The 12,953-nt window shown below is 72.5% G+C and carries 13 protein-coding genes; 9 read left to right on the top strand and 4 right to left on the bottom strand.

Features of this window, described 5'->3' with window-relative positions; translation table 11 throughout:
* Positions 1–144: 144 nt before the first annotated feature.
* The 5 genes from AC069K_RS32035 (at position 145) to AC069K_RS32015 (ending at position 4,005) form a co-directional block, all read left to right on the top strand.
* Positions 145–2,328: an ATP-dependent DNA helicase UvrD2 gene (locus tag AC069K_RS32035; RefSeq protein ID WP_478622062.1), complete on the top strand. Its 2,184-nt coding sequence runs from the start codon at positions 145–147 to the stop codon at positions 2,326–2,328.
* Between the two features lie 180 nt (positions 2,329–2,508).
* Entirely contained in the window at positions 2,509–2,850 is a 342-nt protein-coding gene (locus AC069K_RS32030) for a hypothetical protein (protein ID WP_406554554.1), read from the top strand.
* A 159-nt stretch (positions 2,851–3,009) separates the two neighbouring features.
* Positions 3,010–3,378, top strand: coding sequence for a WhiB family transcriptional regulator (locus tag AC069K_RS32025; protein ID WP_358837513.1), 369 nt, complete (start codon positions 3,010–3,012; stop codon positions 3,376–3,378).
* The gene (locus AC069K_RS32020) at positions 3,375–3,698 is read left to right on the top strand and encodes a hypothetical protein (protein WP_365108383.1); all 324 of its coding nucleotides are present in this window, start codon (positions 3,375–3,377) and stop codon (positions 3,696–3,698) included. The genes AC069K_RS32025 and AC069K_RS32020 overlap by 4 nt, the downstream gene beginning before the upstream one ends.
* 121 nt (positions 3,699–3,819) lie before the next feature.
* A complete protein-coding gene (locus AC069K_RS32015; protein WP_358837511.1) occupies positions 3,820–4,005 on the top strand; it encodes a hypothetical protein in 186 nt (61 codons plus the stop codon).
* Positions 4,006–4,066: 61 nt separating this feature from the next.
* On the opposite strand, the gene AC069K_RS32010 is transcribed toward AC069K_RS32015, so the two are convergent.
* Together AC069K_RS32010 and AC069K_RS32005 are read right to left on the bottom strand one after the other, a co-directional pair.
* On the bottom strand, positions 4,067–5,503 hold the full coding sequence (locus AC069K_RS32010; RefSeq protein ID WP_478622058.1) for an ABC1 kinase family protein: 1,437 nt from the start codon (positions 5,501–5,503) through the stop codon (positions 4,067–4,069).
* Entirely contained in the window at positions 5,496–6,716 is a 1,221-nt protein-coding gene (locus AC069K_RS32005; RefSeq protein WP_478622057.1) for a ThiF family adenylyltransferase, read from the bottom strand. Before AC069K_RS32005 ends, AC069K_RS32010 begins: the two co-directional genes overlap by 8 nt.
* Before the next feature lie 237 nt (positions 6,717–6,953).
* Here AC069K_RS32005 and AC069K_RS32000 point away from each other — a divergent pair, with 237 nt between their 5' ends.
* The 4 genes from AC069K_RS32000 (at position 6,954) to AC069K_RS31985 (ending at position 10,841) form a co-directional block, all read left to right on the top strand.
* Positions 6,954–7,550 (top strand): M48 metallopeptidase family protein, encoded by a 597-nt coding sequence (locus AC069K_RS32000; protein ID WP_358832412.1) that lies wholly within the window; start codon positions 6,954–6,956, stop codon positions 7,548–7,550.
* A gap of 115 nt (positions 7,551–7,665) precedes the next feature.
* Positions 7,666–9,375, top strand: a complete 1,710-nt coding sequence (locus AC069K_RS31995; RefSeq protein WP_478622055.1) for a TerD family protein — start codon at positions 7,666–7,668, stop codon at positions 9,373–9,375.
* A gap of 13 nt (positions 9,376–9,388) precedes the next feature.
* Entirely contained in the window at positions 9,389–10,069 is a 681-nt protein-coding gene (locus AC069K_RS31990; protein ID WP_358832410.1) for an AIM24 family protein, read from the top strand.
* A gap of 16 nt (positions 10,070–10,085) precedes the next feature.
* Entirely contained in the window at positions 10,086–10,841 is a 756-nt protein-coding gene (locus AC069K_RS31985) for an AIM24 family protein (protein ID WP_478622052.1), read from the top strand.
* A gap of 90 nt (positions 10,842–10,931) precedes the next feature.
* Here AC069K_RS31985 and AC069K_RS31980 read toward each other — a convergent pair whose 3' ends face one another.
* A complete protein-coding gene (locus AC069K_RS31980) occupies positions 10,932–11,453 on the bottom strand; it encodes an NUDIX hydrolase (protein WP_365108398.1) in 522 nt (173 codons plus the stop codon).
* Positions 11,450–12,868 (bottom strand): zinc-dependent metalloprotease, encoded by a 1,419-nt coding sequence (locus AC069K_RS31975; RefSeq protein ID WP_358832407.1) that lies wholly within the window; start codon positions 12,866–12,868, stop codon positions 11,450–11,452. The genes AC069K_RS31980 and AC069K_RS31975 overlap by 4 nt, the downstream gene beginning before the upstream one ends.
* Positions 12,869–12,953 lie beyond the last annotated feature (85 nt).

Genomic DNA, 12,953 nt, shown 5'->3' with positions numbered 1-12,953 from the left:
TGGCTCGGCTGTTCGGCCCGGCGGGTGAACGCCACGTGATGGAACGTACGCGACGGCCTCACCATTCCCCAGCCGGTACGACTAATCCCGCCCCCTGTGGACAACGCGTCCCGTGGGCCTCCCCCGACCTGGCAGCATGGCGGGGTGACATCAGCAACGCACTCCTCTCTCTTCCCCCAGGTCCCCGAGTCGGCGGACGCGGTGCTCGACGGCCTCGACCCCGAGCAGCGCGAGGTCGCGACGGCCCTGCACGGGCCGGTGTGCGTGCTGGCCGGCGCGGGGACGGGCAAGACCCGCGCGATCACCCACCGGATCGCGTACGGGGTGCGGGCCGGGATCCTGCAACCGAGCAGCGTGCTGGCCGTCACCTTCACCAACCGCGCCGCGGGCGAGATGCGGGGCCGGCTGCGCCAGCTCGGCGCCGGCGGCGTCCAGGCCCGCACCTTCCACTCGGCCGCCCTGCGCCAGCTCCAGTACTTCTGGCCCAAGGCGGTCGGCGGGGAGCTGCCCCGCCTCGTCGAGCGCAAGGTCCAGCTGGTCGCGGAGGCGGGCGCGCGCTGCCGGGTCAGGCTGGACCGGGGCGAGCTGCGGGACGTCACGAGCGAGATCGAGTGGGCGAAGGTCACCCAGACCGTCCCCGCCGACTACCCGGCCGCGGTCGCCAAGTCCCTGCGCGACGCCCCGCGCGACCCGGCGGAGATCTCCCAGATCTACGGGACGTACGAGGAGCTCAAGCGCGACCGGGGAATGATCGACTTCGAGGACGTGCTGCTGCTCACGGTGGGCGTCCTCCAGGACCGGCACGACATCGCCGAGCAGATCCGCGCCCAGTACCAGCACTTCGTGGTCGACGAGTACCAGGACGTCAGCCCCCTCCAGCAGCGCCTGCTGGAGCTGTGGCTCGGCGACCGGGACAACCTCTGTGTGGTGGGCGACGCCAGCCAGACGATCTACTCGTTCACCGGCGCCACCCCCGACCACCTGCTGAACTTCCGCACCCGCCATCCGCACGCGACGGTCGTCAAGCTGGTCCGGGACTACCGGTCGACCCCCCAGGTGGTGCACCTCGCCAACGGCCTGCTCGCCCAGGCGCGCGGCCGGGCCGCCGAGCACCGCCTGGAACTGGTCTCCCAGCGCGAGCCGGGCCCCGAGCCGCTCTACACGGAGTACGGGGACGAGCCCGCCGAGGCCGAGGGCGTCGCCCGGCGCATCCGCGACCTCATCGCCTCCGGTGTCTCGGCGGGCGAGATCGCCGTGCTCTACCGGATCAACGCCCAGTCGGAGATCTACGAGCAGGCCCTCGCGGACGCGGGCGTGCCCTACCAGCTGCGCGGCGCCGAGCGCTTCTTCGAGCGGCCCGAGGTCCGGGAGGCGGGTGTCGCCCTGCGCGGCGCGGCCCGGGCGGGGGGCAACGACTCCCTCCTCGACGACGCCGTGGACCTGCCGTCCCAGGTGCGGGCCGTCCTCGGCACCAAGGGCTGGACCGACGCGCCCCCGGCGGGCTCCGGCGCGGTCCGCGACCGCTGGGAGTCGCTGGCGGCGCTGGTCCGGCTGGCGGAGGACTTCGCGCGTGCCAAGGCCGGAGCGACGCTCTCCGACCTCGTGGCCGAACTCGACGAACGCGCGGCGGCGCAGCACGCGCCGACCGTCGAGGGCGTCACCCTCGCCTCGCTGCACGCGGCGAAGGGCCTGGAGTGGGACGCCGTCTTCCTGGTCGGCCTCACCGAAGGCATGATGCCGATCACATATGCGAAGACCGACGAGCAGGTCGAGGAGGAGCGCCGGCTGCTGTACGTGGGCGTCACCCGGGCCCGGGCGCACCTGGCCCTGTCGTGGTCGCTCTCCCGCTCTCCCGGAGGCCGGCCGTCGCGCAGGCCCAGCCGCTTCCTGAACGGACTGCGGCCCGGCTCCGCCGCCGTCGGCGCCCGCTCCGCCCCGGCGGCCTCCGCCGGCGGGGTCGAGCGTGGCGCCGCCCGCAGACGCACCCGGCGCGGCCCGGTCCTGTGCCGGGTGTGCGGCAAGACGCTCACCGAGGCCGGCGAGATGAAGCTGATGCGCTGCGAGGACTGCCCCTCCGACATGGACGAGGGTCTGTACGAGCGCCTTCGCGAGTGGCGGGCGGGGCAGGCGAGCCTGCTGGGGCAGCCGCCCTACTGCGTCTTCACCGACAAGACGCTGATGGCGATCGCGGAGGCCGTGCCGTCCAGCGGCGGCGAGCTCGCGGTGATCTCGGGCGTCGGCGCCCGCAAGCTGGACCGCTTCGGCGCCGATGTCCTGGCCATCTGCGCTGGTCAAGAGGTTGGTGGGAGCGGGGACGAGCCGTCGTGAAAACTCGTGGGAAAAATAGTTTGCGCCCGCCCGGGCAAGCCCCATAGGTTCTTAACCACGGAAACAGCGGCTTCTCAGAGGCCCTGCGTCCGTGCTCTACTTGCTGTACTTATCCGAATACGCATGGGATCAGGGCCCCCGGGCCCCAGCTCCCCGAGACGCCGAGAGGAGGCGAGACCAGTGACCAGCTTCATGAACTTCACCAGCATCAGCACCACCAAAATGACCGATCGCTCGGTCGTCGCCACCTGCCCGCTCGGCTCCTCGTTCCAGGGCACCGGTCTGTCCACCGGTGTCTCCGGTCTGCTCGGCCTCTCGGTCGTCATTCCGTCCTCCCTGGCGAGCTTCCCCGTGCGGACCGGCAATGAGCGACCGACCCAGGCACCGGAAGCAGTGGTGGCGAAGGGACAGGCCCAGGCCTATGCCTTTGCGGCTGCCGGTGCCGGAGCCGAGAAGCAGACGACGCAGCACCACACCATGTGGGCCTTCCGTGGGCTCGAACCCTGGAGCGATCCAGCCTGATCCAGGATCAGGCAGGCGCCTTCAGGGCCGCGGAACCCCACCAGGGATCCGCGGCCCTTCTGTTTGCCCTGAACAGGGAGAACAGCGCGAAGGGGTCTCGGTACCAGCCGAAACCCGGCCGACCGGCCGGACCGACAACAAGACGAGGAAGAAAACACCGTGCAACTCGAAGCGCACGCCCCGTCCGTACCGCCCGCCCAGACGATCCCCCCGCCCGGTCTCACGGAGGACCCCGCCTTGACTCCCCTCACCGCGCTCACCGCGCTCGACGACGCCATCGAGAACCTCGGCGTACCCGTCCCCTGCCGCTCGTACGACCCGGAGGTCTTCTTCGCCGAGTCCCCGGCCGATGTCGAGTACGCCAAGTCCCTCTGCCGTACCTGCCCGCTGGTCGAGGCCTGCCTCGCCGGAGCCAAGGAGCGGCGCGAGCCGTGGGGCGTCTGGGGCGGCGAGCTCTTCGTCCAGGGCGTGGTCGTGGCCCGCAAGCGGCCCCGCGGCCGCCCGCGCAAGAACCCGGTCTCCGCATGAACCGCCCGGGAACCATCGACCGCCCCCTCACGAACGACCCCCAGAAGCAGGCCCCGATGACGACGTCCACCAGCGAGCCCAAGGGCTCCGCGACCCCAGACTTCACCACCACCGGCGCGAACGCCTCGCGTCAGAACAGGACCCACGAAATGCAACTCATGCCAGAAGCCCTCGCCCGTGCCCATATGCACGAGCGCATGCGCGAGGCCGAGGCCGAGCGGCAGGCCATGCGCCTGATCGCCGCCCGGCGGATGCAGCGCCGCGCCGAGCGCGTGTCGATGCGTGCCCGCCGCGCCCTGGCCATGGCCGTCATGCAGTGACGACCGCACCGCCAGACCGCGGGTGAAGTGACGAATCAGCTCCCCGGGGGCCGGTCCGAACGGACCGGCCCCCGCGGTGCGTTGTGCCCGCAACCCCCGGCCTTGGCGGTATCGTCACGAAATGGACGACCCGACTCAGCCGACTGCCGAGACCGTTGTGTGCTCGCGCTGCGGCACCCCCGCCGAGAGCACTCCGCCCACGTGGACCTACTCCGTGGAGAACGGCCACCGTCTCTACTTCTGCGACGCCTGCGCGCGCGCCAACATCCGGGCGATCGAGAGCAGACTCGACTCCGTGTGGTGGTGACCGGTGGGGGGCGCCCCCCGCCCCCGCCCCCCCGCCCCCCCCGCCCCGCCACCCCTGGACCTCACGCCCCGGCGGGCTGCTCGTCCACCTCGTTCTCCGGCTCCCCGGCCCCCAGGGTCTCCCCGGGCTCCATGGCAGCCGCTGCTCCCGGCCCGACGGGCTCCTCGTCCCCGGGCAGGAATCCGGGCACCCACCGCTCCAGCTCGTCCCGCAGCCGGACCGTCGCGGCCAGTTGGCACAGCACCCCGATGGTGGAGAGCGTCACCCGGTGTATCAGCAGATACGCGGGCGGCAGGTTGAGCTGCTTGCCCAACTGGTGCGCGGGGGAGCGCGGGTCCGCTATCCGCGCCGCCTGCCCGCGCATCCAGGCGCGCGTGAAGGTGAACTCCTCCGCCTGCGCGGGCTCGATGATCGGCAGCAGATAGTCCAGGACGGCATCCGGGTCGAGGTCTATGGTCTCCTTCACGAAGCCCTCCTCGCACAGCAGCGCGTAGACCGCTTCCGCGTCGCCGTCGAGCGTCATCCGCAGCGATTCGCCGATCGTGCGGGGCAGCCCGCCCGGCAGCCGGTCCACCGTCCCGAAGTCCAGCACGCCGAGGCGCCAGGGACCGTCCTCCTTCTCCGGCGGCAGCAGCCGGAAGTTGCCCGGATGGGGATCCGCGTGCAGCAGCCCGGTCCGCGCCGGACCCGAGAAGAGGAACCGCGCCAGCAGCTGGCCGGCCCGGTCGCGCTGCTCCTCCGTACCGTCCGTGATCACCTCGGAGAGCGGGGTGCCGTCGATCCACTCGGTCACCAGGACCTGGTCGCGCTGGTGCACCACATCGGGCACCACCACATCGGGGTCGTCGGCGAACTCCGCCGCGTGCGCCCGCTGGGCCCGTGCCTCCAGCTCGTAGTCCAGCTCCTCCGAGACCCGGTCGCGCAGCTCCGAGATGAGCGGCTTGATGTCCATGCCGGGGATCAGCGGCCCGAGCAGCCGCGCGAACCGGCTGAGCTGCGTCAGGTCGGAGAGCAGCGCCTCCCCGGCGCCCGGGTACTGCAGCTTGACCGCCACGTCGCGTCCGTCGTGCCAGACCGCCCGGTGCACCTGCCCGATGGAGGCCGCGGCGGCGGGCTTCTCGTCGAACTCCAGGAACAGCTCGCGCCACTCCTCGCCGAGCCGCTCGGCGAGCACCGTGTGCACGGTCCGGGTCGGCATGGGCGGGGCCGCTTCCTGGAGCTTGGTCAGCGCGGCCCGGTAGGGTCCGGCGACCTCCTCGGGCAGCGCCGACTCGAAGACGGACATGGCCTGTCCGAACTTCATCGCCCCGCCCTTGAGTTCCCCCAGGACCTTGAAGAGCTGCTCGGCGGTGCGCTGCTGGAGCTCGCGGCCCACGATCTCGGCGGACTTGCCGCCGATCCGCTTGCCCAGGCCCCAGGTGGCACGTCCGGCGAAACCAAGTGGCAGCGCGGCCAACTTGGCGGTCCGGGTGACCGCCTTCCGGGGAAGATCAGACATGCGCCCCTCCAATTCCCAGCCGGCCGTGCCGCGCGCCTCGCGGCAGTGCGTCGTCGACAGCGGATACCGGGGCCATTGTGTCCTGCGTCCGGGCGCCCCCGGAGGTGTCCTCCCTCTCACTGTCGCCGGCGGCGCCGCAGGGACAGTCGAGCCGGGCCGCCAGACGCCGCGGCCGCCAGTCGAGTGTGGGCAGTGACGCCTCCCACCGCGTGCCCGTGCTCGCCGGGAGGTCGCCGTCGAGGAAGGCCAGCGCGTGCGCGGCGGCCAGGCCCGCCACGGCGGTCGCGAGCGAGAGGTCACAGGCGGGGACCGCGACCCGGCGGCGGCCCGAACGCCACTGCGCCAGCATCCGGGGCCAGCCGGGATCGCGCTCGGCCCGCTCCAGTGCCAGACAGCCCGCGCACCCGGTGCCGCCGGGCAGGACCAGCGGCCCCACCAGTCCGGTGGTCTCCAGGACTCCCGCGTACAGGTGGGGGACGCCCGCCGCCACCCACTCGGCGCCGGTCACCGGATCCGGCGCGTACACATCGAGGCCGTCCCTGGGGGCCACCACGATCAGTGACAGCCCTGTCGGCTCGTCGGCCTCGCCCGCCCGGGGCGGACGGGCCGGGGCCGCGCCCCGGACGAGCTGCCGGGCCGCCGGGCCCCGGCGCTCACCGACCGCCCGGCCGGGCAACCCGCCGGGCGCCACGTCCCAGGGCCGCACCGTCCCGCCGTCCAGCACCTCCACCCGTCCGACGCCCGACGCGGCCAGCACCGAGGCGATCGTCGCGCCGACCCGCCCGGCGCCCCGCACCTGCACCCGCAGGGACCGACGGGCGGCCAAGCGCCGGGCGCCGGCGCCCGGTTCGGGGTGGACCAGGCAGAGCGAGGCCAGGTCGGGCCCGGTCCGGTCGGACGCCTCGGTCCGCCCGCGCGCCGCCCGCGCCGCGGGGCCGCCTGCCGTGGCGTCGTCGACCACCCCGGCCTCGGTCAACCGCCCCACCAAGGCGTCCACTTGGCCGGGTGAGAGGCCCACCGCCCGCGCCTCCTCGTACAGCAGCGGCAGGCCGCGGGTGCCGTCCAGGAGCTCCAGGAAGCTCCCGGTCGCCGTGTCCACCGGCGAGAGCACCACCGCCCGTGCCGGAGTCACCCCGAACTGCACGGTCTGCCGGTCCCGCCATGCCCGGCGCAGTGCCGGTTTCAGCATGGGATGGGCGTCAATCGGATGCATGTCGATCCCCCGTCGTTCCGCGTGTGCGCGGCCGGGCGCGGGCCGTGTGGTGGCCGCCCGCCCGGTCGCGTCCCGTCCTGCGATCCGTTGCCAGAATGCCCGGTGCGGCGGACGCGTGCGGAAAGTTGTCCACAGGCGCGGGCGTTAGTCGTACTAATGGTGCAAGCGCCGAATGGATCATGGGCGAACCCTTCCGGAGGCGGGACTTCCCCCACTGACAGCGGGTAACGTCGGGGCGTGCCCGCCGACCCACTGCAGAGTGCCGGAAGCCCGCCCCGCAGTCCGACAAGTCCGCCGCCCCGCGGTCATGCGACGAGCGCGGTCGAGGTGCGCAGAAGCGCCCGGCGCAGCAGGACGGTCAGCGCGTACCGCGAGGGCGACCGCACCATCGTGCTGATCCCGGCCCGGATGTCCGAGGCGGAGGAGCAGCGCTGGGTGAGCGTGATGCTCGACAAGCTCGCCGCCCAGGAGAGCAAGCGGATGCTGGGCGACGCGGAGCTCACCGAGCGTGCCGAGCGCCTGTCCGACCTGTACTTCGAGGGTCGCGCGCGTCCCGCATCGGTGCGCTGGGTGACCAACCAGAACACGCGCTGGGGCTCGTGCACCCCGGCCGAGGGCAGTATCCGGCTCTCGCACCGGCTCCAGGGCATGCCCGAGTACGTCGTGGACTACGTCCTGGTCCACGAGCTGGCGCATCTGCTGGTGCCGGGCCACGGACCGCGCTTCTGGCGGCTGCTGGAGGCCTATCCCCGTACGGAACGCGCGCGGGGATACCTCGAAGGGGTGGTGGCCGCCGAGCGGCTGCCGCATCTGCCCGCCGCTCGCGGAGAGTGATCTCGGCGATCGTGTACCGAATGCGTACCGGTGCTTCCCGGCTTGGGTGATTGTCGCAGGCAGCCGTTAGCCTGGCGCGACCAATCACACTCGGGATGGGGGACGGTCGTTACGCATGGCCAGGGAATTCCAACGCGGCCACAAGGCCAAGATCAGTGACCTGACACCGGGGACGGATCTGTATGTAGGCGTGCAGATCGGCGCCCCCGGGCTGTCCTTCGACATCAGCTGCTTCGGCCTCGACGCCAACGAGCAGCTGTCCGACGACCGGTACTTCATCTTCTTCAACCAGCCCAAGTCACCCGAGGAGTCCGTCCAGCTGCTGGGCGCCCAGGCCGGTGACACCGAGTCGTTCCGCGTCACCCTGGACCGCCTCCCCGCCCACATCCACAAGCTGTCGTTCACCGCGACGATCGACGGCGCGGGCCAGATGTCGCAGATCGGCCCCGGGTACATCAGAGTCGTCGCCGGTGGCGAGGAGGTCGTCAGATACTCCTTCACCGGCGCCGAGTTCAGCACCGAGCGCGCGGTGATGCTGGGCGACTTCTACCTGAAGGACGTCTGGCGCTTCGCGGCCGTCGGCCAGGGCTTCGACGGTGGCCTGGAGGCGCTGCTGAAGAACTTCGGCGGCGAGGTCGCCGAGGAGGAGCCCGCGCAGCCGCAGCAGGCGCAGCAGCCGCAGGGCGCCGCCCCGGGCTTCGCCCCGCCCGCGCAGACCGCCCCCGCGCCCCAGTTCGGCGCGCCGGGGACGCCGCAGCAGCCCCATCCGCCGCAGCCGGCCCCCCACTTCCAAGCCCCGGCCCCGGCCCCCGCGCAGCACTACGCGCCGCCGCCGCCCGGGTCCACGCCGCCCCCGGCCCCGGCCCCCGCGCCCAGCCCGCAGATCCACGCGGCGCCGACCATCGTCGCGCCCCTGAACATGCCGCCGGGCACCGTGCCGCCCCCGGCCGCCCCGGCGCCGCCGTACGGGCAGCCGCCCCAGCAGCCCTCGTACGGCCAGGTCCCCGGCCAGTACCCGGGCCAGGTCCCGCCCCCCGGCGCGCCCGCCCCGTACGGCGGTCCAGCCCCCTACGGTCAGCCGGCGCCGTACGGTCAGCCCGCCCCCTACGGTCAGCAGCCCGGGCTTCCCCAGGGGATGCCGCCGCAAGGGATGCCGCAGTCCGGCGGCGGACTCGCGGGTGCCATCCAGCAGTACCGCGAGCTGCCCACCGGACAGCGCTGGACCCCGCAGAACAAGCAGCTCGTCCGGGTCGATCTCGGCGCCGGCGGCTCCCCGGTGCTGGCCCGTCAGGGCAGCATGGTGATGTACCAGGGCAAGGTCGACTTCGGCTACAAGGGCGCCGGGTTCGCCGGCCGGATCGTCGGCAACGCGACCGGCCAGGAGATGCAGCTGATGCGCTGCAGCGGCCGCGGCCAGGTCTTCCTCGCCGAGAACAGCGCCCATCTGCACCCCATCGAACTCCAGGGCGACGGCATCTGCGTCTCCGCCGAGCACGTCCTGGCGTTCGACGAGTCGCTCCAGTACGAGGTGCGTCGCATCGAGGGCCACGGCATCCCCGGCGGCGCGCTGTTCACCATGCAGTTCCAGGGCACCGGCACCCTCGTGGTGATGACCCACGGCACCCCGGTCGTGCTGCCGGTCACCCCGACCACGTTCGCGGACAGCGACGCGATCGTGGCCTGGTCGTCGGCCTCGCAGGTGATCGTCTCCAGCCAGGTCAGGCTGCGCCGCAACGCCTACCCCGGCCACAGCGGCGAGTCCGTCAACCTGCAGTTCCGCGGCGCGCCCGGGAACTTCATCGTCGTCCAGCCGTACGAGGTCTGAGGGAGCCGGGACCATGAACCAGCAGCTCGCGGGCTACGCCCCCGCCCCCGTCACCGCCCGGATGGAGAACCACGGCAGCGCCATGCTCAAGGTGGCCATGGCCACCGGGCAGGACCTCTTCGCGCGCGTGGGCTCGATGGTCGCCTACGAGGGCTTCATCCAGTACGAGCCGAACCCGCCGGCCGTGCGCCAGATCGCCCGTGACTGGATCACCGGCGAGGGCGCCCCGCTGATGAAGTGCACCGGCGACGGACTGCTCTACCTCGCCGACTACGGGGCCAACGTGGTCGTCGTCCAGCTCAACAACGACGCGCTGTCCGTCAACGGCACCAATGTGCTCGCCTTCGACGCGAGCCTCCAGTGGGGCGTCGAACGGGTCAAGGGCCTCGCCAAGTTCGCCGGCCAGGGCCTGTTCAACGTGAAGATCACCGGCACCGGCTGGGTCGCCCTGACCTCCCGCGGCACGCCGGTCGTCGTCGACTGCGGAAGCGGCGAGGACGAGACGTACGTCGACCCGGACGCCCTGGTGGCGTGGTCCCCGAACCTCAAGGTGAAGGGCAAGCGCAGCTTCAAGGCGTCCTCGCTGATCGGCCGGGGCAGCGGAGAGGCGTACCAGATGGCCTTCTCGGGCCAGGGGATCGTCGTCGTACAGCCGAGTGAGGACAGCACCGACCGCCTGCGGGCCCGGGGCTGAGGGGAGCGAGAACACCATGCAGAGCCCGCTTTTCAGCTACACCGAGCAGCAGTCCCCGGAGCGCTACAGCGCGCAGAACGCGCAGCTGCTGCGCGTGGTGCTCACCGGCCACGACGACATCCTCGCCCGCAAGGGCTCGATGGTCGCCTACCAGGGGCTGATGGAGTTCGACGGCGAGTACCAGTCGCGCGGCAACCAGAACGCCCGCGTCCGCACCGGCGAGGGCCTGGACCTGATGCGCGTCTCGGGCCAGGGCACGATCTACCTCGCCAACCTCGCGCAGTACGTCCACGTGGTGGACGTGGACCGGGACGGGCTGACCGTGGACAGCGGCTACGTCCTGGCGATGGACTCCTCGCTGCACTACGAGGTCGTCGCCGTGGACAGCCAGTACGGCATCTCCGGCACCGGCAAGTTCCAGCTCAACATCACCGGCACCGGCAAGGTCGTCCTGATGACCTCGGGGCAGCCGCTGATGCTCCAGGTCACCCCGGACAAGTACGTCAACGCCGACGCCGACGCGATCGTGGCCTGGTCCACCTCGCTGCGGGTGCAGATGCAGGCGCAGACGCACTCCACGGGCGTGTGGCGGCGCCGCGGCAACACGGGCGAGGGCTGGGAGCTGAGCTTCCTCGGCCAGGGCTTCGCGCTGGTGCAGCCCAGCGAGGTGCTGCCGCCGCAGAACGCGGTGATCGGCCAGGGCCTGCGGGCCCAGTACGGCGTGGGCCAGCAGGGCGCCCACGCGCAGAACCAGGGCAACGCCTGGAGCTGACCGGGCGTCGGTCATCGGTAAGGGGCGGCAGCCATGGGCGACCGCCCCTTACCCGTCCTCTCGTTCCCGGCCGGCCGGGGTGTCAGCCCGTCACAGCCGGGCCCGCGCGCCCTCCAGCAGCCGCACCACCGAGTCGTCGGCGACCCGCGCCACCTCGTCGTAGTCGAACCAGCGCAGGTCCAGCGACTCGTCACTGATCGCCTCGACCGCACCGGCCGGGGCCAGCGCCGCGTACTGCACGTCCAGGTGCCAGTTGCACGGCGAGGGGATCGGGTGCCGGTCGAGCCGGACGGGCCCGCCCGGCAGCAGGGTGAGACCGGCCACACCGGACTCCTCGGCCGCCTCGCGCAGGGCCGCCGCCGTCAGCGAGGTGTCCTGCGGCTCGCAGTGCCCGCCCATCTGCAGCCACATGTTCAGCTTGCGGTGCAGCGTCAGCAGTACCTGGCCGCGCTCCGGGGCGATCACCAGCGCGCTCGCCGTGAGGTGGCCGGCCTCGCAGGCCTTCCACATCCCGTCCGGGTGCGCCGAGAGATGGTCGAGGTAGGCCCGGCGCAGCTCGGGCTGGTCCTCGTACGCCTTCAGGACGAGGACCGCGTCGTCGTGCAGACTCACTTGCCGTCGTCGTCCTTGTCCTCGTCGCCCTTGGCCGCGGGGCCGTCCTGGGGCTCGTCCTTGCGGGAGGCGGCCTCGCCGAGCATCTTGTCGAGCTCCGAGAAGTCCAGCTGCTCGCGGTGGACGAAGCCGTCCGGGTCGTCCAGGTCGGAGGCGGTCGGCAGCATGTCCGGGTGCTCCCACAGGCCGTCGCGGCCGTCGACCCCGCGCGCGTCCGTGAGCGAGGCCCACAGGCGCGAGGCGTCCCGCAGCCGGCGCGGGCGCAGCTGGAGGCCGATCAGGGTGGCGAAGGTCTGCTCGGCCGGACCGCCGCTCGCGCGGCGCCTGCGCAGGGTCTCGCGCAGGGCGTCCGCCGAGGTCAGACGCGGCTTGGCGGCCTCGTGCACCACCGCGTCCACCCAGCCCTCGACCAGCGCGAGCGCCGTCTCCAGACGGGCCAGGGCGGCCTTCTGCTCCGGGGTGTCCTCCGGCTGGAACATGCCCTGCTGAAGCGCTTCCTGGAGCTGCTCGGGGTTGGACACGTCGAGCTGGCCGACCGCGTCCTCCAGCTTCGCCGTGTCGACCTTGATCCCGCGCGCGTAGCCCTCGACCGCGCCGAACAGGTGCGAGCGCAGCCACGGCACATGGGCGAAGAGGCGGTGGTGGGCCGCCTCGCGCAGCGCCAGGTAGAGCCTGATCTCGTCCTTCGGGACGCCCAGGTCCTTGCCGAACGCCTCGATGTTCAGCGGCAGCAGCGCGGCCTTGCCGGCCGGGCCGAGCGGCAGCCCGATGTCGCTGGAGCCGACGACCTCGCCCGCGAGGACGCCGACGGCCTGCCCGATCTGCTGGCCGAACATGGCGCCGCCCATGGAGCGCATCATGCCGATCAGCGGGCCCGCCATGGCCTGCATCTCCTCGGGCAGCACCCCGCCCATGGCCGCGCCGACACGCTCGGCCACCGGGTCGACGAGCTCCTTCCAGGCGGGCTGGGTCGCCTCGACCCACTCCGCGCGGCTCCACGCCACGGCCGTCGACGCGCCCGAGGGCAGCGACGTCACCCCGTCCAGCCACAGGTCGGCCAGGCGCACGGCCTCCTGGACGGCGGCGCGCTCGGCCGGCCCGACGCTCGCGTCCTTGCTGCCGTCCGCGGTGCCCTGGGCGACCGTCTGCCGCGCGATCTGCTTGGCCATGTCCCAGTTCACGGGACCGCCCTCGTAGCTGAGCATCTGGCCGAGCTGCTGGAAGGCCGCTCCCAGGTCGTTCGGGTTCAGCGAACCGAACATCGCCGCGAACGGGTTGTCCGCGCCACCGGCCCCGCCGCCGAACCCGAACGGATTCGCCGGGCCGCCCTGGTTGCCCTTGCCCTTCTCCTTGCCCTCGTCGCCGTTCTCCGGCTCCTCCGGCGGAAGGCCGAATCCGAATGGGTTGTCACTCACGGGTTTCCTCGGCTCCTAGGGCCGCCGGCTCCTGCCGACGGCGACTGCGCGACCAACACCACCAGCGTAGACATCCGCGCCGGAT

The organism is Streptomyces sp. NPDC043908 (genome assembly GCF_056435525.1).
Note: the sequence above shows the minus strand (reverse complement) of the source record. Positions and strands in the feature narration are given on the sequence as shown.

Coding starts and splice junctions, on each gene's coding strand:
- AC069K_RS32020 (WP_365108383.1), top strand. CDS start 3,375: ATGAACCGCCCGGGAACCATCGACCGCCCCCTCACGAACGACCCCCAG.
- AC069K_RS32015 (WP_358837511.1), top strand. CDS start 3,820: ATGGACGACCCGACTCAGCCGACTGCCGAGACCGTTGTGTGCTCGCGC.
- AC069K_RS32010 (WP_478622058.1), bottom strand. CDS start 5,503: ATGTCTGATCTTCCCCGGAAGGCGGTCACCCGGACCGCCAAGTTGGCC.
- AC069K_RS32005 (WP_478622057.1), bottom strand. CDS start 6,716: ATGCATCCGATTGACGCCCATCCCATGCTGAAACCGGCACTGCGCCGG.
- AC069K_RS31995 (WP_478622055.1), top strand. CDS start 7,666: ATGGCCAGGGAATTCCAACGCGGCCACAAGGCCAAGATCAGTGACCTG.
- AC069K_RS31990 (WP_358832410.1), top strand. CDS start 9,389: ATGAACCAGCAGCTCGCGGGCTACGCCCCCGCCCCCGTCACCGCCCGG.
- AC069K_RS31985 (WP_478622052.1), top strand. CDS start 10,086: ATGCAGAGCCCGCTTTTCAGCTACACCGAGCAGCAGTCCCCGGAGCGC.